The 26857-nt window shown below is 41.9% G+C and carries 24 protein-coding genes; 19 read left to right on the plus strand and 5 right to left on the minus strand.

Annotated features, from left to right (window positions below; genetic code table 11):
* Positions 1 to 31 precede the first annotated feature (31 nt).
* Entirely contained in the window at positions 32 to 814 is a 783-nt protein-coding gene (locus DVW06_RS13045; RefSeq protein WP_003128835.1) for a hypothetical protein, read from the minus strand.
* Positions 815 to 1043: 229 nt separating this feature from the next.
* Here DVW06_RS13045 and DVW06_RS13050 point away from each other — a divergent pair, with 229 nt between their 5' ends.
* From DVW06_RS13050 to gor, 18 genes are all read left to right on the plus strand, one after another.
* Entirely contained in the window at positions 1044 to 1757 is a 714-nt protein-coding gene (locus tag DVW06_RS13050) for a class A sortase (protein ID WP_003128837.1), read from the plus strand.
* A gap of 80 nt (positions 1758 to 1837) precedes the next feature.
* Positions 1838 to 3496 (plus strand): patatin-like phospholipase family protein, encoded by a 1659-nt coding sequence (locus tag DVW06_RS13055; protein WP_137264736.1) that lies wholly within the window; start codon positions 1838 to 1840, stop codon positions 3494 to 3496.
* The gene (locus DVW06_RS13060; protein ID WP_003128839.1) at positions 3489 to 3704 is read left to right on the plus strand and encodes a YdbC family protein; all 216 of its coding nucleotides are present in this window, start codon (positions 3489 to 3491) and stop codon (positions 3702 to 3704) included. Before DVW06_RS13055 ends, DVW06_RS13060 begins: the two co-directional genes overlap by 8 nt.
* Positions 3705 to 3717: 13 nt before the next feature.
* Positions 3718 to 4602: a YicC/YloC family endoribonuclease gene (locus tag DVW06_RS13065; protein ID WP_003128840.1), complete on the plus strand. Its 885-nt coding sequence runs from the start codon at positions 3718 to 3720 to the stop codon at positions 4600 to 4602.
* 12 nt (positions 4603 to 4614) lie between these two features.
* Positions 4615 to 4896: a hypothetical protein gene (locus tag DVW06_RS13070; protein WP_003128841.1), complete on the plus strand. Its 282-nt coding sequence runs from the start codon at positions 4615 to 4617 to the stop codon at positions 4894 to 4896.
* A gap of 119 nt (positions 4897 to 5015) precedes the next feature.
* Complete coding sequence (gmk, locus tag DVW06_RS13075; protein WP_003128842.1) at positions 5016 to 5630, plus strand: guanylate kinase; 615 nt, start codon at positions 5016 to 5018, stop codon at positions 5628 to 5630.
* Positions 5631 to 5635: 5 nt separating this feature from the next.
* Complete coding sequence (rpoZ, locus tag DVW06_RS13080; protein ID WP_005469752.1) at positions 5636 to 5941, plus strand: DNA-directed RNA polymerase subunit omega; 306 nt, start codon at positions 5636 to 5638, stop codon at positions 5939 to 5941.
* 131 nt (positions 5942 to 6072) lie between these two features.
* Complete coding sequence (priA, locus tag DVW06_RS13085) at positions 6073 to 8472, plus strand: primosomal protein N' (RefSeq protein ID WP_003128844.1); 2400 nt, start codon at positions 6073 to 6075, stop codon at positions 8470 to 8472.
* A gap of 10 nt (positions 8473 to 8482) precedes the next feature.
* The gene (gene def, locus DVW06_RS13090; protein WP_137264737.1) at positions 8483 to 8974 is read left to right on the plus strand and encodes a peptide deformylase; all 492 of its coding nucleotides are present in this window, start codon (positions 8483 to 8485) and stop codon (positions 8972 to 8974) included.
* On the plus strand, positions 8967 to 9920 hold the full coding sequence (gene fmt / locus DVW06_RS13095; RefSeq protein ID WP_137264738.1) for a methionyl-tRNA formyltransferase: 954 nt from the start codon (positions 8967 to 8969) through the stop codon (positions 9918 to 9920). The genes def and fmt overlap by 8 nt, the downstream gene beginning before the upstream one ends.
* Positions 9910 to 11268 (plus strand): 16S rRNA (cytosine(967)-C(5))-methyltransferase RsmB, encoded by a 1359-nt coding sequence (gene rsmB / locus DVW06_RS13100; protein ID WP_005469754.1) that lies wholly within the window; start codon positions 9910 to 9912, stop codon positions 11266 to 11268. The genes fmt and rsmB overlap by 11 nt, the downstream gene beginning before the upstream one ends.
* A gap of 15 nt (positions 11269 to 11283) precedes the next feature.
* Positions 11284 to 12027: a Stp1/IreP family PP2C-type Ser/Thr phosphatase gene (locus DVW06_RS13105; RefSeq protein WP_003128850.1), complete on the plus strand. Its 744-nt coding sequence runs from the start codon at positions 11284 to 11286 to the stop codon at positions 12025 to 12027.
* A complete protein-coding gene (pknB, locus tag DVW06_RS13110) occupies positions 12020 to 14011 on the plus strand; it encodes a Stk1 family PASTA domain-containing Ser/Thr kinase (RefSeq protein WP_137264739.1) in 1992 nt (663 codons plus the stop codon). Before DVW06_RS13105 ends, pknB begins: the two co-directional genes overlap by 8 nt.
* Positions 14012 to 14250: 239 nt before the next feature.
* Complete coding sequence (locus DVW06_RS13115; RefSeq protein ID WP_003128852.1) at positions 14251 to 14718, plus strand: CtsR family transcriptional regulator; 468 nt, start codon at positions 14251 to 14253, stop codon at positions 14716 to 14718.
* A gap of 5 nt (positions 14719 to 14723) precedes the next feature.
* Positions 14724 to 17198, plus strand: a complete 2475-nt coding sequence (locus tag DVW06_RS13120; RefSeq protein ID WP_005469758.1) for an ATP-dependent Clp protease ATP-binding subunit — start codon at positions 14724 to 14726, stop codon at positions 17196 to 17198.
* Between the two features lie 299 nt (positions 17199 to 17497).
* A complete protein-coding gene (locus DVW06_RS13125) occupies positions 17498 to 18418 on the plus strand; it encodes a peptidase U32 family protein (RefSeq protein WP_003128854.1) in 921 nt (306 codons plus the stop codon).
* A gap of 12 nt (positions 18419 to 18430) precedes the next feature.
* Positions 18431 to 19672 (plus strand): peptidase U32 family protein, encoded by a 1242-nt coding sequence (locus DVW06_RS13130; RefSeq protein ID WP_034705350.1) that lies wholly within the window; start codon positions 18431 to 18433, stop codon positions 19670 to 19672.
* 212 nt (positions 19673 to 19884) lie between these two features.
* Positions 19885 to 21231, plus strand: a complete 1347-nt coding sequence (gene gor, locus DVW06_RS13135; protein WP_003128856.1) for a glutathione-disulfide reductase — start codon at positions 19885 to 19887, stop codon at positions 21229 to 21231.
* 160 nt (positions 21232 to 21391) lie between these two features.
* Here the strand turns inward: gor and DVW06_RS13140 are convergent, their stop codons facing one another.
* The 4 genes from DVW06_RS13140 to DVW06_RS13155 all read right to left on the minus strand — a co-directional run bounded on the left by DVW06_RS13140 (position 21392) and on the right by DVW06_RS13155 (position 25486).
* Positions 21392 to 22378 (minus strand): polyprenyl synthetase family protein, encoded by a 987-nt coding sequence (locus DVW06_RS13140; protein WP_003128857.1) that lies wholly within the window; start codon positions 22376 to 22378, stop codon positions 21392 to 21394.
* A gap of 11 nt (positions 22379 to 22389) precedes the next feature.
* Complete coding sequence (locus DVW06_RS13145; protein WP_003128859.1) at positions 22390 to 22950, minus strand: Gx transporter family protein; 561 nt, start codon at positions 22948 to 22950, stop codon at positions 22390 to 22392.
* Between the two features lie 10 nt (positions 22951 to 22960).
* Positions 22961 to 23377: a NusG domain II-containing protein gene (locus DVW06_RS13150; protein ID WP_003128860.1), complete on the minus strand. Its 417-nt coding sequence runs from the start codon at positions 23375 to 23377 to the stop codon at positions 22961 to 22963.
* A 165-nt stretch (positions 23378 to 23542) separates the two neighbouring features.
* Complete coding sequence (locus DVW06_RS13155) at positions 23543 to 25486, minus strand: NAD(P)/FAD-dependent oxidoreductase (protein ID WP_003128862.1); 1944 nt, start codon at positions 25484 to 25486, stop codon at positions 23543 to 23545.
* Positions 25487 to 25754: 268 nt separating this feature from the next.
* Between DVW06_RS13155 and pplA the strand changes: the two genes are divergently transcribed.
* Complete coding sequence (pplA, locus tag DVW06_RS13165; protein WP_003128866.1) at positions 25755 to 26696, plus strand: extracellular electron transfer flavoprotein PplA; 942 nt, start codon at positions 25755 to 25757, stop codon at positions 26694 to 26696.
* Positions 26697 to 26857: the final 161 nt, after the last annotated feature.

A 26857-nucleotide genomic window follows, 5' to 3' on the forward strand; every position in this document is an offset into this window, starting at 1 on the left:
TTGTTCTCCAAAATCAAAATAGGAGAGCAAGTCATTTTTTATCGATAAAACCAAAAGCTAGATCATCTTGATCCAATTCCAACTGCCATTCTTTTTTATTTGCAAAGTAGCGAAGCGTTGCCACTTGATAGTCTTCTTTCAGAGAGAGGTGACTATTTTTGAGCCCAGATTCCTCGACTAAGTAAATCGGGATTGTGTAGGTTTTATCGACCAATTGTTCTTGATGGAAACATAAGATGATTCCTTCCTGCATGACCCCCCGCAAGTCTTTGAGAAGATTTAAATCAAGTTTAGAGACCGGAGTAGGCTTTTTGAAGAAAGAAAGTCGATCATTTATTTTTTCTAGAACGATGTGCGTGATTTTGTCAGCTAAAATTCGGTAATATTCTTCCAGGTAGCGGTAGTAAACACGGGAACGCTGATCTTTGAGGTCGAAATAAACAAAGTTGTTTTGCAGTTTGTAGAAAAACGGAGAATGAAGATGCGTTTTCATATGCCCAAAATATAACAATTCTGAAATTTCTAGCGGTGTTAGCTCCTTTACCATTTCTAAATCATTAAAGTCGATCCATTTGATTTCTTCTGTGATCCGTCCGCGGTTGAGTTGTTGAAAGAAAAGGTGGACATCTTCAATGCCTCGGATAATCTTTAGCCCTGTATGCGACTCAAATTCACCAAATTCACTAGAGGGATCAAGCAACAACAGATTTTTTGGCTGGTGAACGATGCTCTTGTTGAAATCTTGAGCATCCACTCCGCGAGTCGAAACGGCATTGCTGGTTGTATCAATATGTACATAAATCGTGTTCGACATGCCAATTAATCCCTCCCTGATAATAAGTTCATTCTACAATAAAGTGTATCAAATTGCTTGTATCTTTTCGTTTAAAGTTATATTACAAAATAACGGAAAAAACAATTTTTAAGATTACGTTTTTTTATGAAGCAAAAAACTTTGCTTTTTTATTAAAAAAAATCCAAAATTGGCGCTTCTGCAATGATTTTGTTATGATAGGAGTAATAAAAATTGGAGACGAAAAACGATGAAAAAGAAACGAACTTTGTTCCATTGGCTCTCGAATCTATTTTTGGTCCTTTTGTTATTGATTGGTCTTGCTTTGATTTTTAATAATCAAATCAAAAATTTTCTGATCAAACACAACGGAGATGCTTACGCAGTTTCCGAGATCTCTAGAGCCGATGTCAAAAAAAATATGGAGGCAGACACTACTTTTGATTTTGATGCCGTTGAACCGGCCAGCTCAGAAGCAGTTCTTAAAGCGCAACTAAGTAACAGCACATTACCAGTGATCGGTGGTGTTGCGATACCTAGCGTAGCGATTAATTTGCCGATTTTTAAGGGGTTATCGAATGAAGCTTTGCTATATGGAGCAGGAACTCTTAGCCCAACACAAAAAATGGGCGAAGGAAATTATGCACTAGCTAGCCATCGTGCGCAGTCGCCAGACCTTTTGTTCACACCTTTAGATGATGTGGCTATTGGCGCAACAATTTATATTACGGATTTAGAAAATATTTATACATATACAGCAACTTCAACCGTGCGGGTTCAACCAACAGATGTTTATTTATTGGATGAAGTAGCAGGGAGAAAAATGATCACATTAATTACATGTGGTGAAATGGGTGGAGTAACCAGACGTGTGGTTCAGGGTGATCTTGAATCGGTTACACCAGTTGCTGATGCGACAGACGAGATGCGGGCCGCATTCAATATGGAACAGCGGACTTTTTAAATGATAAGAATACCACGAATGATGTCAGAAATTTTCATTGATCATCCGTGGTTTCTTTTTTGCATTTGAGGAGGAGTCGGATGAAGACAACAAAAATTTATTTTTCTGATTTATATGTATCCCAAGATGTGTTTCAACAAAGCCGACTAGTTTTCCCTTTTTTTTCTAGTCATTTGGAGGCGCGAGCCGCTTTTCAATCAGTGGTCAACGAACAGGGGTGGCGATTGACGAATCAACACGGCAAAGTCTATCTGTCTTGTGTCCATGAAGGGCCGCTTCTGACCATTCAGAATTTGTTGCAGGTGCCAAGTGATGCATTTACTTGGGAGACACTTGTTTCGATGACTGAGAGTTTTGCTAGAAGCCGTTTCGTAGACCAGATAGTTTGGGAAATGACAAGAAACCCCATCATGGATCAGTGGTTTGTGGGACGTGGATATGGTAGGGTGACACAGGGGTACCACAAGCAACTGGACTACCATACAGCTTTCGTCCTAGGTGGAGGAGGCGCCCATGGCGCCTATCAAATTGGCGTATGGCAAGCGCTGAAAAAACATGGAATCATATTTGAGTGGGTAGCGGGGACGTCAGTTGGTGCATTGAATGGTGCATTGGTTTTAATGGACGATATTGAAGCTGCTGAGCAATTATGGACGAATATTTCTAGTGAACAGGTCCTCCAATACCCAAAAGCTGCTGCTAAAAAAGAAACCTTATTAGATATGATGGAGCAATTACGCTCACTCGTAAAGACAGCACTTAAAGACAATGGTGCGAGTACAAAACCATTAGCACAGCTGTTAGCAGCGACTTTTGATGCAGAAAAATTTAATGCCAGCAAAAGCCAGCTCTTACTTTGTACGACTCGTCTGCCGGATTTCAAAGAGGTTGTTTATCAGTTTGATTCCAGCAAAATTGATTATAGTTTGCAATGGTTGCTAGCATCAGCGTCTTTTTATCCAGCAATGCAGGCACAATTGATTGATGGGATCTATTATATTGATGGAGGGTACCGCAACAATCTGCCAATTGATGTAGCCATTGAGCGAGGCGCTACAGAAGTCATTGCCGTCGATGTCCAAGGGCCTGGAATCAATAAGAAGGTTCAGGTCTCAGAATCAATTGCGCAGATTCAAATTGCTTCACCTTGGACTCTAGGTAGTTTTTTGATTTTTGATGCCAAACGTTCTCTAGAAAACATGACTCTTGGGTATTTAGAAACGATGAAATACTTTGGCAAGTTCAGTGGCTATTGGTATACTTTTGATGAAGAGGTCTTCAACGATTCGTGGAAGCCATTCGTTCATTTGCTTCGACAAGATGCACCGCGATTGTACGCATTTATGAAAAAAAAGGAATTTTGGAAGAAAGTGCGTAAGTTATATCAGCAAGAGGTCCCCTTGGAAATTTGTGGGCGCGTCTTTTTTGAATGCATAGGCAGATTACTACATCTTACACCGACCGTCATTTATACAAAGGAATCTTTCCTGCAAGCGATACGTGAGAAAATCATGACAGAACCAACGAAAGAAACAGAAGTATGGTCAGTGTCAGAATGGTTGTATTACTATCGCGAACAGTTCTTTTTGTTATCTGAACAAAAACGGTTCTTGTTTTTCTATCGAACCCAACAAATTGAAACACCGGCATTTCAGCAGATTCGTGCGCGGTATCCAGAATTGGCTGTGCTGTCAGCCTATCTGGCTTATTTTTTAAAAGGAGAGGAACACAATGGATAATTTTTCTTATGAGATCGTAGAGGAGATCGCCGTTCTTTCGGAAAATCCTAAAGGGTGGCGTAAAGAGCTTAATTTAGTCAGCTGGAATGGTCGCCCGCCTAAGTTTGACTTGCGTGACTGGAGTCCAGGACATGAAAAAATGGGTAAAGGCTTAACGTTATCAAATGAAGAATTCACCGAATTAAAAAAAGCACTGCTTTCTATGTGAAAGGAAGAAATGAATGAAAAGCATGACAGGTTTTGGAAAAGGGAATGGAGAAACAGCTGATTATCAAATAGAGATTGAGATTAAAAGTGTCAATCAGCGATTTATGGATTTGCAGTTGCGCATGCCCAAACAATTGAATGATTTGGAAGCACTAATTCGACAAGAAGTCAAAAAAGTATTACAGCGTGGTCGGGTGGAGCTTTATCTGACATTGAACGAAAAGAATGCGGCTCATAAAGAAGTTATAGTCCAATGGGATTTATTGGTGCCTTTTTTGAAGCAGGTCGAAGAAGAAGCTGCTCAAAGGTTGGATATAAAAGAGCTGTCGAAAAAAAATCTTTTGGAAAAATTAATCGTCCATGAAGCATTTCTTGATATCCGAGAAAAACAACAAGAAGATACCCAGTTAGAGCAAGGTGTGTTAGATGCTTTGTCTCAGGCTCTAACAGCTATCGATCAAAGCCGTGAAATTGAAGGACAAGGGATTTATCAAGTGTTAAAAGAAAATCAGCAGCAATTACTTGGTAAAATCATGGAATTACAGACGTTTATTGCCGTTTATGAAGCCGATCATCGCCAACGTTTTGAGAAAAAGCTGACGGAATATTTAGGCGAGCAAGTAGATCAAGAACGTTTGTTGACCGAGATGGCCATCCTGTTGGAGCGGGGAGATATTCATGAAGAGTTGGATCGAATGATGATTCATTTAGATTCTATGACTACTTTGTTAGAGGCAAAATCGCCGATCGGCCGGGAGCTGGATTTTTTGATTCAAGAAATGAACCGAGAAGTAAATACCATAGGTTCCAAGTCAAGCCCAATTGAAATCAAGAATAGTGTAGTACAGATGAAGACGATTATTGAAAAAATAAGAGAACAAGTCCAAAATATCGAATAGGAGTGATCAACAATGAAATACTATGATATTACTTTTCATGAATTAAGCGGAAAAAACGTCATCAAGCGGAGCGTCCCATCAGATAAAGCAAACTTTGATGCTTGGCAAGATGCTTGTGTCGCGATTGATCAAGAGTTCTTGCAAATTTTGGTCAATGGAAATGCGGTATCGTTGAATCGTCGGTATATCGTTCGGATTGATTGCCAGGAAGTAGAAGATCCTACGGAGAAAGCTATCACGACAAAAGATGAGTTGGCAGGTGTGATCAATACGCTAAGCAACATGGGGTTCTAAAAGTAGGAGAGATGAGTAGTAATTTCATGAATTTCCCATTATAATAAAGTAGTTCTTGAAAGTTGCTGAAAAAAAGTGCAAAATAGACGTTAAGCAAAAGTCAGTGAAAGGACGTCATTATGTCAGAGCGAGGATTACTAATAGTTTTATCAGGACCTTCCGGTGTAGGCAAGGGCACTGTGCGAAAAGCAATTTTTGAAAGTGATGACAACGATTTTCAATATTCTGTTTCGATGACAACACGCAACAAGCGTGAAGGTGAGATCGAAGGCGTTGATTATTATTTCCGCACCCGTGAGGAATTTGAAGCCTTGATCGAAGCAGGCGAAATGTTGGAATATGCAGAATACGTTGGCAATTACTACGGCACCCCGTTGTCTTATGTTCAAAAAACATTGGACCAAGGGAAAGATGTTTTCTTGGAAATCGAAGTTCAAGGAGCTAAACAAGTCAAAGAAAAAGTGCCTGATGGGGTCTTTATTTTTCTTACCCCACCTGATTTAGCAGAGCTACGCTCACGTATCACTGGCAGGGGGACAGATTCTGCTGAAGTGATCGATGAACGAATGCGTGTTGCCAGAGAAGAAATCGAAATGATGGCTTTATATGACTACGCAGTCGTAAATGATGAAGTATCTAAAGCAGTACAACGGATTCGAGAAATTATATCAAGTGAACATTTTCGCGTTGATCGAGTAATCGGCAAGTATATCAAAATGTTAGAGGAGCTGTAAAACGAATGATGTTAAAACCTTCAATCGATTCATTATTGGATCGTGTGAACTCAAAGTATTCCCTTGTGATTTTAGCCAGCAAACGCGCGCATGAACTAGATGCAGGCGCCCAAGCAACATTGGAACAATTTGATTCGGTGAAAAGCGTAGGACAAGCATTGGAAGAAATCGAAGCAGAGCTTGTTGTTAATGATCCGCATCCAGAAATCAAACGTGCTCGCTTGAAAATGGAACAAGAAGAGCGCAAAGCGCAAAAAGACCAAGAGCAAAAAGAACTGGAAGCCCGGATTCGTGACGAACAGAATCTGTAGACAATTAAAAAAGCTAGAGCACAATGCGTGTTCTGGCTTTTTCTTTTGAGTCGATAGCCGTTAAATTTTCGTAAGGTTTACAGACAAATGTCTGTCATTTTAGTAAAATAAAGCCTGGAGGAGGAGAGAAGATGACCTATGCAGCAGAAGTGATCGTGGATGTACCAACGATGCAGACAGATCAACCTTTTACATATGAAATACCTGAATATTTGCGCGCTGTAGCAGAGACTGGCATGCGAGTCGAAGTGCCATTTGGTAATGGGGATCGGCATATCCAAGGCTTTATCGTAGGATTGACGGATACACCGCCAGGTCAACCATTGAAACCTATTCTTCGCTTGCTGGATCTTTCTCCTGTGGTGAATGAAGAATTATTACAGTTAGCTGATTACATGAAAAAAACGACATTTGCTTTTAAGATTACCTGCTTGCAGACCATGTTGCCTAGTGTGATGAAAGCAGAATACCAGAAGAATATTCTTTTATTGGATGATACGCACCCAATAAAAGCGCATTTTCCTGAGACGAATAGCCTGAGCTGGCAAGCTGCTGAGGAAGCGGGATTATTGTCGCAATTGAAAGTATTGCGTGAAGAAGCAGTCGTTGAATTGCAATATGTGGTAAAAAATAAAAATAAAGCCAAGAAAATCCGTATGGTGAAACGCCTGATCTCTCCAGAAGCAATTCCAGAGGCAATGAAGCAAATCAGGAAAGGGGCTAAACGGCAACAACAACTATTGACAGTCTTACAAGAATCTGATCAGCTTCCTGTTTCATTTTTTGCAGAAGCAGGCATTTCGACAGCTGTCTTGAATCAAGGGCAAGCATTAGGCTGGCTTGAATTTCATGAGGTTGAGACATATCGGGACCCCTTCAAAGATCGATCATTTCCCCAAACTGCAGCATTAGCATTGAACGAAGAACAAACCGATGCGGTTTCAAAAATTCTGTCAGCAGCAAAAAGACAAGAGGCACAAACCTTTCTTTTAGAAGGCATCACTGGCAGTGGGAAGACAGAAGTCTATCTTCAAACGATCGCTGAGCTGTTGGAACAAAAAAAGACTGCCATTATGCTGGTGCCAGAGATTGCTTTAACCCCACAAATGGTGGAACGATTCAAGAGCCGCTTAGGTAACGCTGTGGCTGTGCTTCACAGTGGACTGTCACAAGGGGAAAAATATGATGAATGGCGAAAAATTGAACGGGGAGAAGCCCAAGTAGTAGTCGGCGCACGTTCAGCTATTTTTGCTCCTTTAAAAAACATTGGCGTCATTATTGTCGATGAGGAACATGAAGCAAGCTATAAGCAGGAGGAGGCACCAAGATATCATGCGCGTGATTTAGCGATATGGCGCGGAGGATATCATCATTGTCCTGTTGTTTTGGGGAGTGCCACTCCCTCTCTCGAGTCACGGGCTCGGGCGCAAAAAGGCGTTTATCAATTGTTGCGTTTGAATCAACGAGCAAAACTCAGTGCTCGTTTGCCGCAGATCAATGTAGTAGATATGCGGGAAGAATTTGCCAACAAAAACTACCAGACCTTTTCTCGCCAATTACAGGAAAAAATTCAAGATCGCTTAGATAAACAAGAACAAATCGTTTTGCTGCTGAATAGACGCGGGTATTCTTCTTTTGTTATGTGTCGTGATTGCGGGTATGTTCTGCCTTGTCCGAACTGTGATATTTCTTTGACGCTTCATATGGATACCAAGACGATGCGCTGTCATTATTGCGGGCATGAAGAAAAGATCCCTCACCGCTGTCCTAGTTGTCATGCAGATAAGATCCGTTACTATGGAACAGGTACGCAGAAAGTTGAAGAAGAACTAATTGCTAGATTTCCAGAAGCACGGGTATTGCGGATGGATGTGGATACTACCCGCAAAAAAGGAGCACATGAAAAAATACTTACTTTATTTGGCGAAAAGAAAGCAGACATTTTACTAGGAACACAAATGATTGCCAAAGGGTTAGACTTTCCGGATATTACATTGGTAGGGGTCTTAAATGCTGACACAGCATTGAATCTGCCAGATTTTCGTTCTAGTGAACGAACATTTCAATTGCTGACACAAGTAAGCGGCCGAGCTGGCCGGGCGGAGAAAGCCGGCGAAGTAATCATTCAGACATTTAATCCGGAACACTATGCGATTCAGCTAGCACAAACCCAAAACTATGAAGCTTTTTACCAACAAGAAATGTGGGTTCGGCATCAAAGCGGATATCCCCCTTATTACTACACGGTAAAAATTACCTGCAGTCATCTCGAAGAGCAGGCAGCTGCCCAAAAGATGTTTGCCATTTACCAAGAAGTACAAAAAGAATTATCGGGTCAAAGTATTTTGCTTGGACCGGCACCTAGCGCGATCATGCGTGTCAAAAATCGCTATTACTACCAACTGATTATTAAATACAAAAATGAACCACATTTGCCTGAACTGTTGACCCGGTTATTGGAACAAAGTCAGATCGATCAGCGAAAAGGACTCTATGTTTCCATTGACCAAGAACCGTTGAATTTTATTTAAAGGAGATATTATGCGCTATCCGATTATTATTCATCCCGACGATCAGCTTCGTCGAAAACCAAAACCGGTATCTATGATTACAGATGAGCTGGTACAACTACTAGAAGACATGTATGAAACAATGGTGGCGCATGACGGCGTAGGTATTGCGGCCCCTCAGATTGGTAAAAACCTGCAAGTGGCAATCGTTGAAGTAGATGAAGAGGATCGTTTCGAACTGATTAATCCAGAAATCATCGAGTCATCAGGAGAATCTGTTGATGTAGAAGGGTGCTTGAGTATTCCTCATACCTATGGTACGGTCAAGCGAGCAGATGAGATTACGGTTCGCTACTTTGACCGTGAAGGAGAAGAAATGGAGGTTCAAGCTTTTGGCTACTTGGCTCGGGCTGTCCAGCATGAGATTGATCATCTGAATGGTGTCTTATTTATTGATAAAATGATCGATAAGATCCCAGAATCTGAACTAGAACAATATATGGAGGAACACGAAAATGACTAAAGTTGTCTTTATGGGAACCCCCGCGTTTTCTGTACCAATCTTAGAAGGATTGCTGGCAGAAGGCTATGAAATTGCAGCGGTAGTGACCCAACCGGATCGGCCCGTAGGTCGAAAACGAGTAATCACGCCAACGCCTGTCAAAGAAGCAGCATTGAAGCACCAATTGTTGGTTTTGCAACCAGAAAAAATCAGCGGTTCACCTGAAATGGAAACGATCAAAGAATTAGCACCAGACATTTTAGTCACTGCGGCCTTTGGCCAATTTTTACCGGAAAAGCTGTTGCAAGTACCAAAATTTGGAGCGATCAATGTCCATGCCTCCTTATTACCAAAGTATCGGGGTGGTGCCCCAGTGCACTATGCCATCATGAAAGGCGAACCGGAAACAGGTGTCACCATCATGGAAATGATTAAAAAAATGGATGCTGGGGGTATTTTTTCTCAAGCTAAACTGCCGATCACTAATCAAGACGATGTGGGGACTATGTTTGAGAAATTAAGTTTATTGGGTAAAGAATTACTGCTGAAAACATTACCTAAGATCCTATCAGGAGAACTGAAACCAATGCCTCAAGCTGAAGAGCAGGCAACATTCTCCCCCAATATTACGCAAGAACAAGAAGCAATTGATTGGACAAAGACAGCACAGGAGATCGACAATCAGGTCCGAGGGATGCGACCGTGGCCAATTGCTTTCACGACTTACCAAGGGAGCCGTTGGAAGATTTGGTCAGTAGCAGTAGTCGATGAAACAACAGATGCCGCGCCAGGAACCATCATACAACGAACGAAAAAGGCGCTATGGATCGCTTGTGGTCAACAGACAGTTTTAGCTTTAGAAGAGCTACAACCAGCTGGAAAAGGTCGTCAATCCATTGCGGCTTTTCTAAATGGCACTGGGCAACACATTCAACTAGGTGATAAGGTTGGTACTCATGAAGCGTAAAATAGGAAAAATCCAATATACTGTTCGCTTTGTTGCATTAGAGGCCTTAGTTCGTATCGAAAGAGGCGGTGCCTATTCGAACTTATTATTGAGAGAACTGATGAATCAAGGCCGTTTAAATGATAAAGATGGACGTTTATTGACAGAAATGGTCTATGGAACCATTAGTCGGCAGCTGCTATTGGATTATTATTTAGCGAACTTTATCAAGAATGCAAAAAAAGTCGATCCATGGGTCAGATCATTATTGCGTCTTTCTCTTTACCAAATGCTGTACTTGGACAAAGTACCTAATCATGCTATTTTAAATGAGGCCGTGGAAATCGCGAAAGCAAAAGGAAATCCAGGAATCGGAAAATTTGTTAACGGCGTGTTGCGTACGATTCAAAGAGAGGGTGTGCCGGCACTTGATCAAATCAAAGATCCCTTGGAGCGGTTAGCTATAGAAATCAGTATGCCATTATGGCTAACTGAAAGATTCGTAGCGCAGATCGGCAGCGATAAAACCCGGGAGTTAGGGCTGTCTTTACTAGTACCTAGCCATGCTAGTGGACGCCTTGATCTACAAAGAATTACTCGCAACGAAGCCATCCTTCAACTACAGGAAGAAGGAATCGAAGCTCGAGAAAGCCAACTATCTCCGTATGGGATTGTGGCTGATAAAGGATTTTTAGCCGGCTCTTCTTTATATCATGACGGATTATTGACAATACAAGATGAAAGTTCGATGTTAGTAGCACCGGCACTGCACATTGCACCAGAGCACCAAGTATTGGATGCTTGTGCAGCGCCTGGAGGTAAAACAACCCATATCGCGTCCTTTCTATCTGCAGAAGCAGGTGGGAAAGTCACTGCATTGGATATTCATCCTCATAAAGTTAAATTGATCACTGAAAATGCTGAAAGACTTGCGGTCTCAGAGGTGGTTCAAGCGGAAGTGATGGATGCAAGGGAAGTCGCTCAACATTTTGAGGAACAACAGTTTGATCGAATCTTAGTGGATGCTCCTTGCTCCGGTCTAGGATTGATGCGTCGTAAACCAGACATCAAATACAACAAGCAGGCAGCTGATCTAGAGCGTTTACCCGAAATTCAGTTAGCGATTTTAGAAAGTGCCGCCCCAACGCTAAAAAATTCGGGTATAATGATCTACAGTACATGCACTATAATGCTAGAAGAAAATCAGGCAGTAGTGGAGGCATTCTTAGCGGATCATCCAGAATTCGAACGAATCGATGTATCGGTAAATGCTGATATTGCTGCGAATATCAATGATCAGATGCTAACGATTTATCCGCAAGATTTTATGACAGATGGCTTTTTCATAAGCTGCCTTCGCAAAAAGTAATGAGGTGAAAAGAAGTTGGAAATCCATTTTCAAACAGATGTTGGTAAACGTCGGAATACGAACCAAGACTTTGCTGCTGTGTATGTCAACAAAAAAAGTATCACATTGGCGATCTTAGCTGATGGGATGGGAGGACATCGGGCAGGTGATGTAGCGAGTCGTCAGGCTGTGAGTGGCTTGGGAACCGCTTGGGAAAAAACAGAATTGACAGATAGTGAAAAGGCTGCTCAATGGCTGATCCAAAAAATCCAGGCAGAAAGTGTCTCGATCTATGAAAAAGGCATCGAGGATGAGGCGCTGAATGGCATGGGAACAACGATCATTGCTGTAGCACTCTTTGAGGATCAATTTACGATTGCGAATGTTGGCGACAGCCGCGCCTATATTTTGCGGGATCATGAGTTGATACAAATTACTGAAGACCATTCTCTTGTCAATGAATTGGTGAAATCTGGCCAAATTACTGCTGAAATGGCACTGAACCATCCACGCAAAAATGTTTTGACTCGTTCTGTTGGAATGCCTAATACAGTAGAAGTAGATGTAGCGATTCATTATTTTGCTGAAAGTGATTACTTGCTTCTTTGCTCAGACGGACTGACAAACATGTTGGCAGATGAAAAGATCGCAGCCATCATTGAAGGCGCGTCGTCCCTTAAAGAAGCGGTTCAGCAGTTGATCGATGCAGCCAATCAACAAGGCGGAGTCGATAATATCACAGTGTTACTGATCAAAGTTGGAGGAACTACCCATGATTGAAATAGGGAAAAAGTTAAATGGCCGCTATAAAATCATTGGCAATATCGGCAGTGGCGGCATGGCAAATGTATTTCTGGCTCATGATTTGATTCTTGATCGAGAAGTTGCCGTCAAAGTATTGCGATTTGACTTCCAAAATGATAAAAATGCGATTCGCCGCTTTCAGCGTGAAGCATTGGCTGCCACAGAGTTGGTTCATCCCAATATCGTAACAGTGTATGATGTAGGCGAAGAAGATGGGATGCAGTTTTTGGTGATGGAATATGTCAAAGGCATGGACTTGAAGCGATATATTCAAACCCATTACCCAGTTCCTTATCTACAGATTGTCGATATCGTGCAACAAATTTTGTCAGCAGTGGCATTGGCTCACCAACATCGAATCATTCATCGGGACTTGAAACCACAAAACATTCTGATCAATGAAGAAGGCGTCGTTAAGATCACGGATTTCGGGATCGCGATTGCTTTATCGGAAACATCGATCACCCAAACCAACTCGATGTTAGGCTCTGTGCACTACTTATCGCCAGAGCAAGCACGGGGAAGTATGGCTACTAACCAATCTGATATCTATGCGATTGGAATCATCCTATATGAAATGCTGACGGGGAAAGTTCCTTTTGATGGTGAGTCCGCTGTCACAATTGCCTTAAAACATTTTCAAGATGAGATCCCTTCTATTCGTATCTATGATAAAAATGTTCCTCAATCATTAGAGAATGTCGTATTAAAGGCAACAGCGAAAGAGCAAGCCGATCGTTATAAGACCGCTGATGAAATGCGAGAAGATCTTTCAACAGCCCTGTCACCTGAGCGCTTGAATGAACCAAGGTGGGAGCCACATGCGCTAAACGATGAAACTCGAGCGCTGACCCCTATTACCGATGAAATGATAGCTGAACAGCCTGCAGAACCGGCAGTGACGGAGCCAGAAGTAGAAGAGACCGCAGACCAGAAACAAGAAAAACCAAAGAAGAAGCGGAAGAAATGGTGGCTGATCCTGCCAATACTAGTTATTGCAGCGCTGCTGGTCATTGGCGGCTATTTTGTTTTTGGCGGAGGGCGCGGCGATGTTGAGATCCCTAAAGTCAGCGGAGACACAGAGACCGTTGCTCGAGAAAAGCTGGAAGCAGCAGGATTAAAAGTTGCTGATGAAACCGAAGAAATTGCTGACGATGAGATTGAAGAAGGCAATGTCGTTAAAACGGATCCACAAGAAGGAACCGAAGTCAAAAAAAATAGCGAGATCACTTTGTATATCAGCTCAGGGACTGAAAAAATCACCTTAAAAAACTATGAAGAGAAAAATTTTGAAGATGTAAAAGCCGAGTTGATCAAGTTAGGTTTTTCAGAAGACCAAATCAAAGAAGAGACCAAATCCAGTGATGCTATCGGAGAAGGTCTGATCATTAGCCAATCACCAGATGTCGGCGAGAAAGTTTCTCCGAAAGAGGATGACATTACTTTTGTAGTCAGCACGGGACCTGAATCGTTTGCAATGGAAGACTATTATGGTCAGCGAATCGAAGATGTACGGGCGGCATTGACCTCAAAAGGAGTTCCAACCGAAAATATTTATGAACAATCAGCGCCAAGCGATGAACCGGTGGGGACTGTCATTAATCAAGCGCCAGGAGCAGGAGAATCAGTCATTACCTCTCAAACTGTTATCACGCTGACAGTCAGCAGCGGTCAAGAGATGGTTAATGTGCCACGAATCATTGGACAGAGTCGAAATGATGCTGTAGCAGCACTAAATGAGGCTGGGTTAAAATATTCGATCAAAGAAGAATCGGGCTACAATGATTCTGTTCCGGCTGGAGAAGTCACAGATGTTTCGCCAGGTGAAGGGACTTCGGTGGCTGTTGGTTCTTCAGTAAATGTTACTATTTCTAAAGGACCAAAATCAGAGTCCTCTACGAGTGAATCCTCCGCTAGCAGTGAATCAACAAGTACGAGTTCAACGAGCTCTGAAGATTAATCAATAGCTGAAAAAACTATCCGAATGATTTTTAAGTTTACTCTATAGGTCGCAGTGAGATGGCAACCAAAGACTGTAGAAGTAACCACTTGAAGATGCGGATAGTTTTTTTGTGATGCGAAAAAAGAGCTAGCTGTTTAAGTTTCTTTTAGTAATTCCGCATCTCTAGGCGTACATCTTTTCAAGTTTTCAAAAATTGGGTATAATGAAGGTCAGAATTAGTCAAGGGAGGGAATGAATTGAATCATCATAACACTTCCGATTTGATTGAGGCATATTTGAAGAAAATTCTTGAAGACAGCGAAACAATCGAGATTCGCCGAGCTGAAATGGCGAATTTATTCAATTGTGTGCCTTCACAAATAAATTATGTGATCAATACCCGTTTCACTATTCAAAGAGGGTATACTGTTGAAAGCAAACGTGGAGGCGGAGGATATATCCGTATCGAAAAAGTAAAGATCACGGATAACCACCACTACCTTGAAGAAATGAATCAATTATTTGATGAAACCATCTCGGAAAAAGATGCTTATGCAATAATCCAAAAACTTTATGAGGAAGGAATCCTGTCGAAGCGTGAGGGCAATTTATTGTTGACCGTCATTGCGAAGTCAGTATTAGGACGTTCTCCTTATGAAAATCGAACACGAGCAGACTTGCTCCATGCAATTTTAGAACGTTTAAGTTATGAAGACAGGAAGTGAATGAGATGGATGAACTATTTACACAACGAGCGAAAGCTGTGCTGACGATCGCACAGGAAGAAGCAAAGTACTTTAAACATCAGTCCGTAGGTTCAGAACACATCTTGCTTGCCTTAGTCATTGAACAAAATGGCATTGCCGGCAAAACGTTACGGGAAATGAATATCACTGAAAATGATATTCGCGAAGAAATCGAGCATTTAACAGGTTACGGAACTGTTCGCCAATATCCAGAGAATGCCTATCTAGCCTATTCCCCACGAGCGAAGCAAACATTTGCTTACGCTGGAGATGAAGCTAAGCGTTTAGGCGCTCTTCAAATCGGCACAGAGCATCTTTTGTTAGGATTGCTTCGGGATGAAGATATTTTAGCCTCAAGAATCATGTTGAACTTAGGTTTGAGTTTGGCTAAAATGCGGCAGTTATTAAAGAAAAAAATGGGTATCAATGACACAAAAAATGCCGGTGGTGCGGGTCGTCGTCGTCCTCAAGGAAAAGCACAAGGAACGCCGACGCTGGACTCACTAGCTCGAGATTTAACAAAATTGGCAAGAGATAAACGCTTAGATCCAGTAGTGGGTCGAGCAAAAGAAGTGAAACGATTGATTCAAATCCTAAGCCGCCGGACCAAAAACAACCCTGTTTTAGTAGGGGAACCGGGGGTTGGTAAAACAGCTATTGCTGAAGGATTGGCACAAAAAATCATTCACGGTGAAGTACCAGAAGATATGCAGAACAAACGCTTAATGATGTTAGATATGGGTGCTTTAGTAGCTGGCACGAAATATCGCGGTGAGTTTGAAGATCGAATGAAGAAAATCATCGACGAAATTTACCAAGATGGACAGATCATTTTATTTATTGATGAGCTGCATACACTGATTGGTGCTGGTGGTGCGGAAGGTGCTATCGATGCATCGAATATATTAAAACCTGCATTAGCCCGCGGAGAATTACAAACAATTGGTGCTACGACCTTAGATGAATATCAAAAGTATATCGAAAAAGATTCTGCATTGGAAAGACGGTTTGCCCGTGTTCAAGTGGATGAGCCAACGCCAGAAGAAGCAGAAGAAATTTTACGAGGATTACGTCCCCGTTATGAAGAGCATCACGGCGTAGAGATTTCAGATGATGCCCTGCATGCCGCTGTCCAATTGTCGGTACGCTATATCAATTCACGGCAGTTGCCGGACAAAGCCATTGACTTGATGGACGAATCGGCAGCAAAAGTGCGCTTGGATAAAACAGACGAAAGTTCTGAGTTGGCCGATTTGCAAAATGAAATCGCCAATCTGATTGAAGAAAAAGAAGCAGCGATTCGCCAACAAGACTTTGAAGCTGCAGCTCGTTTGCGCATCAAAGAGAAGAAATTGACCCAGCAGTTGACTGAAGTTGCATTCATGGAAGTGAAAGAAGCTTCCGGCTACGCAGACAGTGTCACTGGCGAAGATGTTGCGGCAGTCGTGTCGCAATGGACGGGCGTTCCTTTACAGCAAATGGAGAAAAAAGAAAGTGAACGGCTTCTCGATCTAGAAAAAATCCTGCATCAGCGAGTTGTTGGTCAAGAAGAAGCTGTGAAAGCAGTCGCACGTTCGATTCGTCGAGCACGTAGTGGTCTAAAAGATCCGAATCGTCCAATTGGTTCATTCATGTTCCTAGGTCCTACGGGTGTCGGAAAAACAGAGCTGGCAAAAGCCTTGGCAGAAGCAATGTTTGGCAGTGAGGATTCACTCGTTCGTGTGGATATGTCTGAGTTTATGGAGAAATACAGTACAAGTCGTTTGATTGGCTCCCCTCCTGGTTATGTTGGTTACGATGAGGGTGGACAATTAACTGAAAAGATTCGTTCAAAACCTTATTCAGTGATTTTACTAGATGAAGTGGAAAAAGCTCATCCAGATGTCTTCAATATTCTCTTACAAGTCCTTGATGATGGTCATTTGACAGATGCCAAAGGGCGGAAAGTCGATTTCCGTAATACAATCCTGATTATGACCTCAAATATCGGCGCACAACAGATTCGTGAAGAAAAGAATGTAGGTTTCAATGTGGTGGATCTTAGCAAAGACCATCAAGCGATGCAAAAACGGATTCTCGAAGAGCTCAAGAAAGCATTCCGTCCTGAGTTCTTGAATCGGGTGGATGAAACAGTTGTCTTCCGTTCATTAGGTGAAGATGAAATTCATGAAATCGTTAAAATCATGAGTAAAGCGATCATCAAACGTCTCAGTGATCAAGACATTCAACTGAAGATCACATCTGCAGCGATTGATGTCATCGGTAAAGCTGGTTTTGATCCAGAATATGGGGCTCGCCCAATTCGTCGAGCATTGCAAAAAGAGGTCGAAGACCGCTTAAGCGAGGCACTATTGTCGGGACAAATCCATTTAGGTGACCGGGTGACGATTGGGGCATCGAAAGGCTCAATTACATTGAATGTAAGAGAAGGCCAATCTCGTATTCTTCAACAAGTATAAGCTCATAAAGAAAAATAAAACTATCTAACTAGCAAACGACTGATGGTCAGCAGAATGCAGGCTGAACCATCGTTTGCTGCTTGGATAGTTTTTTTGTGGGCAAATAGTATTTGTTGGAATTCGAACAATTGAACTGGAGATAAAAACTCATAAAGTTCACAAATTTAAAAGAGTGTTAAAGTTGTATTACCAGTTCTCATCGCTGAGTATTCCTTTTTTTAGTGAAAAAAGTTCAAAAGGAAGTCTTGGAAAGCCGTGTTGCCTGTGATACTATTAGTGAGTTATAGAGGAGGAATATCATGGTTGAGATTATCGCAACGGTGGAGTCGATCGAACAAGCAAAACAGCTCTTACCTTATGTAGATACTATTTTTTTCGGAGAAGAAACTTTCGGTTTGCGTTTGCCGACATCTTTCTCACGAGAGGAACAAAGCGAATTGATCCGCTTAGCGCAAGCAGAAGGAAAACAAGCGATGGCGGCAGTCAATGGCATCATGCACCCGCAAAAAATGACGCTAGTTCCAGAATACTTGGCTTTTTTGAAGGCCAACCATGTTGATAAAATTTCTATCGGCGATCCAGGAATCATTTATCGTATGAAAAAGAATCCGGAATTGGCATTGCCGTTTGTATACGATGGAGAGACGCTGGTCACCAGTGCTAGACAAATCAATTTTTGGGGGCAAAAAGGGGCGATTGGAGCAGTTTTAGCAAGAGAAGTCCCCTTTGGAGAAATGACAGTTTTAGCACCACAGCTAACGATTCCTGCGGAAGTGCTTGTCTATGGGGCAACGTGCATCCATCAGTCGAAACGTCCATTGCTTCAAAATTATTATAATTATACGCAACAGGAAGATGAAAAATCTCGTGAGCGAGGTTTATTTTTATCAGAACCCAAGAAGGAGGATACCCACTACTCGATTTATGAAGACAGTCATGGCACGCATATTTTCGCCAATAATGACATCAATTTGATGAATGAATTGCAGTCTCTTTTTGAAACGGGGTACCAGACTTGGAAGTTAGACGGTTTATTTACTCCAGGGACAGCGTTTGTCTCGATCGTAGCTTGTTTTGCACAGGCGAAGCAATTGCTTACTGAAGGCACATGGACTGCTGAACAAGCAGCTAGCTTGAGTGAACAAGTACGTCAGCTACATCCAGCTCAACGGGGGTTAGATACCGGTTTTTATGCGATCAATCCAGAGGATATCAAGTAAGGAGCAATGGAAATGACAGTCAAACAAAAATTGAAACGGCCAGAAGTATTGGCACCAGCCGGTACATTAGAAAAATTAAAAACAGCCATTCATTACGGGGCGGATGCTGTTTATATAGGCGGCAACGCCTATGGCTTACGAAGTCGTGCCGGAAACTTTACCTATGAAGAGATGGCTGAAGGGGTTGCATTTGCTAAAGCTCATAATGCTAAAGTATATGTAGCAGCAAATATGGTCACCCATGAAGGCAATCAAGAAGGAGCTGGGGAATTTTTCCGTCAATTGCGGAATGTGGGAATTTCGGCGGTGATCGTGTCTGATCCTGCTTTGATCGAGATCTGTGCGACAGAAGCACCAGGATTGCCGATCCATCTTTCAACGCAAGCTTCCGCGACAAATTATGAAACGCTAGAATTTTGGCGAGAAGAAGGGCTTGAGCGAGTTGTCTTGGCTCGAGAAGTATCCATGGAAGAAGTCGCCGAAATCCGCAAAAATACGAGTGTGGAGATTGAAGCTTTTATTCATGGGGCGATGTGTATCTCTTATTCTGGACGTTGTACATTGTCCAATCACATGTCGATGCGAGATGCCAATCGTGGTGGTTGCTCACAATCTTGTCGTTGGAAATATGATCTTTTTGATATGCCTTTTGCACAAGAAAGAAAGAGTTTGACAAAGAATGGAACGATCGAAGAAGAATTCTCAATGAGTGCAGTCGACATGTCCATGATCGAACATATTCCTGACTTGATTGAAAACGGCGTCGATAGTTTTAAGATCGAAGGACGGATGAAATCGATCCACTATGTTTCAACTGTTGCGAATGTGTACAAAGCGGCAGTTGACAGTTATATGGAAGATCCAGAGAACTATGTCTGCAAACAAGAGTGGATTGATGAATTATGGAAGGTAGCGCAAAGAGAACTAGCTACCGGATTTTATTACCATACACCGAGTGAAAATGAGCAATTATTTGGTCCTCGGCGTAAAATCCCGCAATACAAGTTTATCGGGGAAGTCATGGCCTATGATGACGCAACAAAGATGGCCACGATCCGGCAGCGGAATTTGTTTTCGGTGGGGGACGAGATCGAGTTTTATGGACCTGGATTCCATCATTTCCATCAAAAGGTGGAAGTCATGTATAATGAAGACGGTGAATCGATCGATCGCGCACCAAATCCGATGATGCTTCTAACGATGCCCGTCGCTGAACCTGTTCAGGTTGGCGACATGATCCGGAAGAAAAAATAAAAACTGTGACAGAAGTATCCAAGGCTGATAAAGGAAAAATAATGAGATTCGAGGGGTAGCGCACTGTGCTAAAAGCGAGTTTGAATTTCGTACATGTTATGTTCCTCTCCCTTTATCATTGACTCGGTGCTTTCTGTCGCATTTTTTTGTAAGATTTGAAAAATCCTTCGATATACACCAAAATGAAGTTGTTCCTAAGGAGGAGACCAATAATGCAAGAGTATGATTACATAGTGATTGGCGGTGGCAGTGGCGGGATTGCTTCTGCTAACCGTGCAGGAATGCATGGAGCCAAAGTTTTATTGATTGAAGGCAATGAGCTGGGGGGTACTTGTGTCAATGTGGGCTGTGTACCCAAAAAAGTGATGTGGCAAGCAAGTGAAATGTTAGAAATGATTAAGCGTGATGCCACGAGCTATGGTATTTATCCACATGTGGATAAATTTGATTTCAAGCAACTTGTGGATAACCGTGAAAAATATATTGATTTTTTACACACAGCATATCAAAAAGGCTTAGATAGCAACAGAGTAGAAGTTATCCACGGTTATGCACAGTTTGTGGATAACCATACTGTGACGGTCGATGGACAAGAATACAGAGCGCCAAAGATCTTAATTGCTACAGGAGGAAAACCTAGTGTCATGTCAATTCCTGGTGGTGAACATGCGATTGATTCCAATGGCTTTTTTGCCTTAGAAGAAGTGCCTAAAGAAATGATCGTCTTAGGAGCAGGGTACATTGCGGCAGAACTTAGCGGAATGAGTCAGCAATTTGGCAGTCACGTTTCTTGGGCTTATCGTAAAGAACGTCCATTACGGGCGTTTGATCATATGTTAACTGATAATTTAGTAGAAATTTATCGAGAAGCAGGAATGGACCTTTATTCCGGCTATGTAGCTGAAAGGATCGAAGAACGTGATGGACAATATACGGTTTTCTTTGAAAATGGTCAAACACTGACGGGGGACTGTGTATTGTTTGCTGGGGGACGAGTGCCCAATACCCAACACCTTGGTTTGGAAAATACAGATGTCTCTCTAGATGAAAAAGGCTTTGTCATTGTTGATAAGTACCAAAATACGACTGCTGAATCGATCTTTGCAGTTGGAGATGTGATCGGCAAATTAGAGTTGACGCCAGTAGCGATTGCAGCGGGTCGTCGCTTGTCTGAACGATTGTTCAATGGTCAAACTGAGGCACATTTAGATTATGATCTGGTGCCGACAGTCATTTTTACGCACCCACCAATTGCAACGATCGGTCTTTCAGAGGAAGCTGCAATCGCAAAATATGGCGAAGAAGAAATCAAAGTATATCATTCACGCTTTACACCAATGTACTTTGCATTGAATGACTATCGTCAAAAATGTGAAATGAAACTTGTTTGTTTAGGAAAAGAAGAGAAGATCATTGGTCTACACGGTATTGGAATTGGTGTTGATGAAATGCTGCAAGGATTCGCCGTCGCCATCAAAATGGGAGCAACTAAGGCAGATTTCGACAATACCGTTGCAATCCATCCGACTGGAGCAGAAGAGTTCGTTACAATGCGATAAACAGTCAAGAGAAAGTGAAGTAAAGAAAAAGAACGATCTCCGATTATAGAAGACGTGTCGTCTAATCAATCGGAGATCGTTCTTTTTTGTCTGAAAGACAGCTAGTTGAAAGCAGCTACCTCTAAATCACTTATCAAACTATTATTTATAGAAAAACCACTCAATTTGTGCGAGCTAGGATTTGGTTTGTGATCTGATACAAATAGTCTTTGGTATTTTTTCCAGGATCAGGTAATTTCTTGATTCCTTGCAGGGCTTTTTTTGTATAACGAGCAGCTAATTGATGTGCTTCTTCAACGCTATGGCTGTTGTGAACGATTTGGTAGACTTGCTGCGCTTCCTGATCGGTCATCTCGGCTTTTTTCTCCAGTAATGGTGTTAGCACTGCCCGCTCTTTTTTCAGTGCCAACAACAACGGCAGTGAGTAGACCCCCTGCTTGACATCTTCAAGGACAGGCTTACCCAAGGCACTTTCGCTTTGGCTGTAATCAAGGATATCGTCCATGATTTGAAATGCTAACCCGATGGATTGACCAATCGTTTTTGCCTGATTGGCTAAACGTAGAGAAGCCCCACTTTCATAAGCCCCGATAAAGCAGCTTAGAGCAAACAGTTCAGCTGTTTTACCAGAAATGTTTTCCAGATAGTCCTCAATCGTCACATTCAGGTCGTAGCGTTTGCTCATTTGTCCTAATTCTCCAGCTAAAATTGTTTCCATGCTGCGAGAATTGATTTGCAGACTTTTGAGAGAACCAGCGTAATCCGCCAGTAGTTTAAAACAGCATACAAAGAGATAATCACCCGCGTAAACGGCGACATCATTACCGAATTGTGCACGGATAGTAGGCAAGCTTCGCCGAGTATCGGCTTGATCAACAATATCATCATGAATCAGTGAAGCAGTATGGAGCATTTCGATCGCTGCGGATAGTGCTACTGCTTTTTGAGAATCTTTCTCTTCTCCGAATTCAGAGAACAACAACTGATAGGCCGGGCGGAGCATCTTGCCGCCAGAATGGATCATCGCTAATATCGCTTGTTCTACTGCTTTATTTTTTAGTTTCAAGGATTGTTCCATTAATTGCAGCGATTCAGATAAATCGTTTTGCAACGCAGGATATGCTTGCCACATTGGATGAAGTTTCATAAATGACTCCTTTATTTTGAATCAGAACGCCACTTGACATTGGTTTGCCGTTCATAATCAAGCTGAAATCGCCGTAATGTGTCTACTCTTTGCAAAAGATAGTTGGCGGCGATGCCGATGGCGATCCCTGATAGAATACCGAAAAATGCGAGAACGGGTAGGTAAAGCATGACACTCCAGGATTGAGCAATCCAAGAAGCTGTGACCAATTGGCCAACATTGTGTAAAAAACCACCAGCTGCACTGATCCCGATAATGCTGACGCGCTTAGGTCCTAGTTGTTTTACTAGCAACATACCGAAATAGCTCAAAAGTGAACCACTCATACTATATAAGAATGTTGAAACAGTTCCGCCTAAGAGTGTAGTTAAGATTAAACGTAGCCATATCAGCAAAAAACTGTCTCGTTTAGGCATAGTGAACAAAGCAATGATCGTGATCAGATTGGCCAAACCTAATTTAGCTCCGGGAGCAAAGGCAAAAGGATACGGAATCATATTTTCAATCAAACCGATAACGACTCCTTGAGCAACTAATAATGAGATGAAAATGATTTTCTGTAAACGACTCATAGTATCACGATCAGTAGATTAGATCGTCTGTCTCACTCCCATCTGTTGCACGAACTTCGATCACTAATTTATGTGGCAAACATACGATTGTTTCGCCATTTTTTGAGGCCCAGCCGCGGCGGACGCAAATTTGATCGCCACAGTCAGCTTCTTTGATGCGGATGCGGTCACCAGCGATTTCAATGAGATTGTAATCACCATCTGGATCTTCGTATCGATACGTGTAGCTATCTTGTCCTTCGATCAAATCAAACTCTTTGATCTCCTTGCCATCAACTCGCAAAACAGCTTGTTTGGCGGCAGTAGGGGTACTTTGTGATTGCCCAAAAATCAAAATTGGTAAAAACGAGCTAAGTATCAGTACCAGAATGATGACCCCGTCCCAAGGCTTCAGGTGGGCACGACGGATAAATTCTTTTACTTTCATCAGAAAGACTCCTTTGAAGTTCTGTGTCTCATTCTAGCATAATCCGCTGGTTTTCTACTACTTTTAAGAGAAGGTTTTTCTAGTAGATAAAAAAGTGCTTAACTTGGAAAGAGACTGAGACATTGATCAAAGGATCAGGCTGCCTCAGTCTCGTTTAAAAAGCGATTATTTTTTACCGTATAAGGAACGCGGTGTACCGTACCACCATTTACCAAGTGTACGTTGTAACCATGGGATCACCCAACGATCCAAACCAACGGCACGGCCAGAACCGTTCATTAATGCAAAGGCTACTGGGATGAACCAAATGTTAACCCAATAGAACATACCTGACATACAGAATGTCAAGACTAAAACAATTGTCGTTGCATTCACTAACCAAGTAAACAAACCAGCCATCAATGCTAAAGCTAAAGCAATTTCAAAGAAGACCATGAATTTTTGGAAGAACATTGCTACATCGTTGTTAGGCATAATAAATTGCATCACTTTTGTAAACCAATCTGGTGATTTTTCGATCACGACCATTGGTTGTTCGCCGTAGGCATAACTTAAACCAAAGTGAGCTGCTTGGGTTGCTACTGCGCCGGCAGCATCGCCTGCACCGCTTGCCGCACTGGCAGCGTCAGCTGCTTCACTCGCGCCGCTTGCTGCATCAGCAACAGTTTGATATTCCCAAGTCCAAGGGAATACGCTGTTTCCTTGGAACCAAGAACCTTCGCCAAACCAAGTTCCTGGCTTAAAGACTTCACCATTTGTACCTAGAATTTTCTTGAAAGCTTCAACGAACCATACCAGACCGTAGAAGATTCGCAGTGGAACACTCCAAAGAACGTTTCCGTAACGTGAAGTATGACCACGCGCCACTGTCCGATCATCTTTGATATGGAAGATTTCATGCATCAAGTATTGGAACATGTAGTAGCCAGAACGAATATCAAAGAAGTATTTCAAGTTGACGATATGTTTCATAATGATTGCTAAGAAACCGCTAAGGTGAATCTTATTGAATAAGTTGGCTACGCCCCATTTAGCGCCAATCGACACCATGAATCCTTGGTAATTTCCTTTAAATTTGTGTTTTTCGCCACCTTTGATCGCTGCGACGATATTTGATGCAGCTGTATGACCAGTTTGTTCAGCGGCTTGAACGATTTGTGGTGTTGGTGTATTTGGAAATTCTTCATAGAAGACCAAGTCACCAATGATATAGATATTTTTGTCTTCATAACCTTTTGCTTCCATATATTCGTTAGCAACAAGGCGGAAACCGCGAGCAGTTTCTAGACCAAAGTCTGCAGCGTCGCTCGTTCCTTTCACACCAGCTGTCCAAATCAGTGTATAAGTTGGGATCGTTGAACCATCTTTTAATTTGATGTGATCTTCAGCCACTTCAACGATTGGTGCGTTCAGAACTAATTCGACATTTTTTTGTTTCAAGTAGCGTTCTGCTTTGGCAGCATCGTTACGATCCAACATGTTAAGGATCGTAGGCATTGCTTCGACCACTTTCAACGTGATTTCGCTTGGATCCAATTTGTAGTCTTCAGCCAAACGCTCTTTCCAGTCGATCAGTTCACCGATCATTTCAATACCGGTAAAGCCAGAACCGCAGACAACGAAAGTCAACATTGCTTTACGAAGTGCTGCATCAGGCTCGATTGCTGCTTTAGCAACAGTTTTTTCGATGTGTTCACGAATGCGAACAGAATCTTCAAATGACCATAGAGTAAATCCGTGTTCTTTTACTCCTGGAGTGCCGAAGTCATTTGGTTCGCCACCCATACCTAAGATCAAGTAATCAAAGGAATAGCTGCCTTGTTTTGTTTGTACGACTTTCTTTTCTTTATCGATAGCAGTTACCGTGTCGGTTACTAAGCGAACATTTTTCTTACGTGAAAACAAACGTTGCAAGTCATATTGGATTGCGGTCGGCTCGACACGTCCCCCGGCAACCTCGTGCAGTTCGGTCATCATGGTGTGATAAGAGTGACGATCGATCAATGTTATTTCTACATCATTGTCTTTTTTCAATTTTTTTGCCATGTACTTGGTTGCTGAAACACCGGCATAGCCTGCACCGACAACGACAATGCTTTTCTTTGCCATTGCAAATCTCTCCTTAAAAAAAATAATCTATGATAATAAATACACAATCGTTCCTATTATATATAGAAATCCATCGTTTGTCTAACTTTTCTGATAGGAAAATACGATATTTCATGAAATTCGTGAAAATTTGCGAAAATCAAAAAAAGTTCAAAAATATTCACAAAAGCTATAGGGAAGCGGTTGACATATTTCTAATTTACTTTAAAATGTTAGATGAATCACAAACTTTTTTTGTGGGAAAATAATTAGTAAAAGGTGGAGCATTATGAAAGCAAAGAAATTAATGGTAGGTATGGCGGTATTTTCATTCTCAGCGTTAGTATTAGCAGGTTGTGGATCTGACAACAACACGTCAGCTTCTTCGTCAACAAAAGAAAGTACTTCACAAGTCGCTAGCAGCGAATCAGCAACAGCAACTTCTGAATCAGAAGCGAAAGTAGTCGCAGGAGCACCATTGCAAGATGGCACATATAAATTAGAAGAAAAAAATTATTCAAACGATTACCGCGTAGTTTTTGAAATCACTGTTAAAGATGGCAAAATCACTGAATCTAAATATGACAACATCAATGCAGACGGCGAATCAAAAACAAAAAATGCGGAATACAACGAAAACATGAAAGCCAAAGCAGGAATCAGTCCAGAAGAATTTATTCCTAAATTCAATGAAGAATTGGTTGCGGCACAAAGCCCTTCAGCAATTGAAGTTGTTTCTGGTGCGACACACTCATTCGATTCATTCCAAAACTATGCACAACAATTGATCCAAGCTGCTCAAGCAGGCAACACAGATACAATCGAGATCGACAACGGTGCAGACTTGAAAGATGGTACGTATAGCTTAGAAGAAAAGAACTATTCAAATGGCTACCGTGTAGCATTCTCAATCACTGTCAAAGACGGCAAAGTGTCTGAATCTAACTATGACTATGTTAACGAAGATGGCAAATCTAAAAAAGATGATGCGGAATACAACGAAAACATGAAAGCAAAATCTGGTACAAACCCAGAAGAATTTATTCCAAACTTCAACGAAGCATTCGTGACAGCAGTAAATGCTGAAGATGGTTCAGTTGCTGATATGGATGTTGTTTCTGGTGCGACACACAGCTTCCACAGCTTCGTGATCTATGCACAACAATTGTTGAACGCAGCAGAAAAAGGGGACGAAACACCTATCCAAGTGGACAACATCGTCACTGAATAATTCATAAATGAACAAGCGGTATTCTGATGTAGAGTACCGCTTTTTTTATGTTCAAAAGCGCTAAATAACCTACCAATAATAAAAAAATTCTAGTAGAAAACCTTCCTACGTGGACTCCCTCTGTCTGATAAAGAAACAGAAGAGATTAAAGAATCGCAAAA

This window comes from Enterococcus sp. ARL09-542, from assembly GCF_005234805.1.
Classification (GTDB): Bacteria; Bacillota; Bacilli; order Lactobacillales; family Enterococcaceae; genus Enterococcus_D; species Enterococcus_D gallinarum.

Excerpts from the sequence above, each read along its gene's own strand:
- gor (WP_003128856.1), top strand. The coding sequence starts at position 19,885 with ATGCAAGAGTATGATTACATAGTGATTGGCGGTGGCAGTGGCGGGATT.
- fmt (WP_137264738.1), top strand. The coding sequence starts at position 8,967 with ATGACTAAAGTTGTCTTTATGGGAACCCCCGCGTTTTCTGTACCAATC.
- rsmB (WP_005469754.1), top strand. The coding sequence starts at position 9,910 with ATGAAGCGTAAAATAGGAAAAATCCAATATACTGTTCGCTTTGTTGCA.
- DVW06_RS13140 (WP_003128857.1), bottom strand. The coding sequence starts at position 22,378 with ATGAAACTTCATCCAATGTGGCAAGCATATCCTGCGTTGCAAAACGAT.
- DVW06_RS13070 (WP_003128841.1), top strand. The coding sequence starts at position 4,615 with ATGAAATACTATGATATTACTTTTCATGAATTAAGCGGAAAAAACGTC.
- pplA (WP_003128866.1), top strand. The coding sequence starts at position 25,755 with ATGAAAGCAAAGAAATTAATGGTAGGTATGGCGGTATTTTCATTCTCA.
- DVW06_RS13145 (WP_003128859.1), bottom strand. The coding sequence starts at position 22,950 with ATGAGTCGTTTACAGAAAATCATTTTCATCTCATTATTAGTTGCTCAA.
- DVW06_RS13120 (WP_005469758.1), top strand. The coding sequence starts at position 14,724 with ATGGATGAACTATTTACACAACGAGCGAAAGCTGTGCTGACGATCGCA.
- DVW06_RS13060 (WP_003128839.1), top strand. The coding sequence starts at position 3,489 with ATGGATAATTTTTCTTATGAGATCGTAGAGGAGATCGCCGTTCTTTCG.
- DVW06_RS13055 (WP_137264736.1), top strand. The coding sequence starts at position 1,838 with ATGAAGACAACAAAAATTTATTTTTCTGATTTATATGTATCCCAAGAT.
- def (WP_137264737.1), top strand. The coding sequence starts at position 8,483 with ATGCGCTATCCGATTATTATTCATCCCGACGATCAGCTTCGTCGAAAA.
- pknB (WP_137264739.1), top strand. The coding sequence starts at position 12,020 with ATGATTGAAATAGGGAAAAAGTTAAATGGCCGCTATAAAATCATTGGC.
- DVW06_RS13130 (WP_034705350.1), top strand. The coding sequence starts at position 18,431 with ATGACAGTCAAACAAAAATTGAAACGGCCAGAAGTATTGGCACCAGCC.
- DVW06_RS13045 (WP_003128835.1), bottom strand. The coding sequence starts at position 814 with ATGTCGAACACGATTTATGTACATATTGATACAACCAGCAATGCCGTT.
- priA (WP_003128844.1), top strand. The coding sequence starts at position 6,073 with ATGACCTATGCAGCAGAAGTGATCGTGGATGTACCAACGATGCAGACA.
- DVW06_RS13065 (WP_003128840.1), top strand. The coding sequence starts at position 3,718 with ATGAAAAGCATGACAGGTTTTGGAAAAGGGAATGGAGAAACAGCTGAT.
- rpoZ (WP_005469752.1), top strand. The coding sequence starts at position 5,636 with ATGATGTTAAAACCTTCAATCGATTCATTATTGGATCGTGTGAACTCA.
- DVW06_RS13050 (WP_003128837.1), top strand. The coding sequence starts at position 1,044 with ATGAAAAAGAAACGAACTTTGTTCCATTGGCTCTCGAATCTATTTTTG.
- DVW06_RS13150 (WP_003128860.1), bottom strand. The coding sequence starts at position 23,377 with ATGAAAGTAAAAGAATTTATCCGTCGTGCCCACCTGAAGCCTTGGGAC.
- DVW06_RS13155 (WP_003128862.1), bottom strand. The coding sequence starts at position 25,486 with ATGGCAAAGAAAAGCATTGTCGTTGTCGGTGCAGGCTATGCCGGTGTT.
- gmk (WP_003128842.1), top strand. The coding sequence starts at position 5,016 with ATGTCAGAGCGAGGATTACTAATAGTTTTATCAGGACCTTCCGGTGTA.
- DVW06_RS13125 (WP_003128854.1), top strand. The coding sequence starts at position 17,498 with ATGGTTGAGATTATCGCAACGGTGGAGTCGATCGAACAAGCAAAACAG.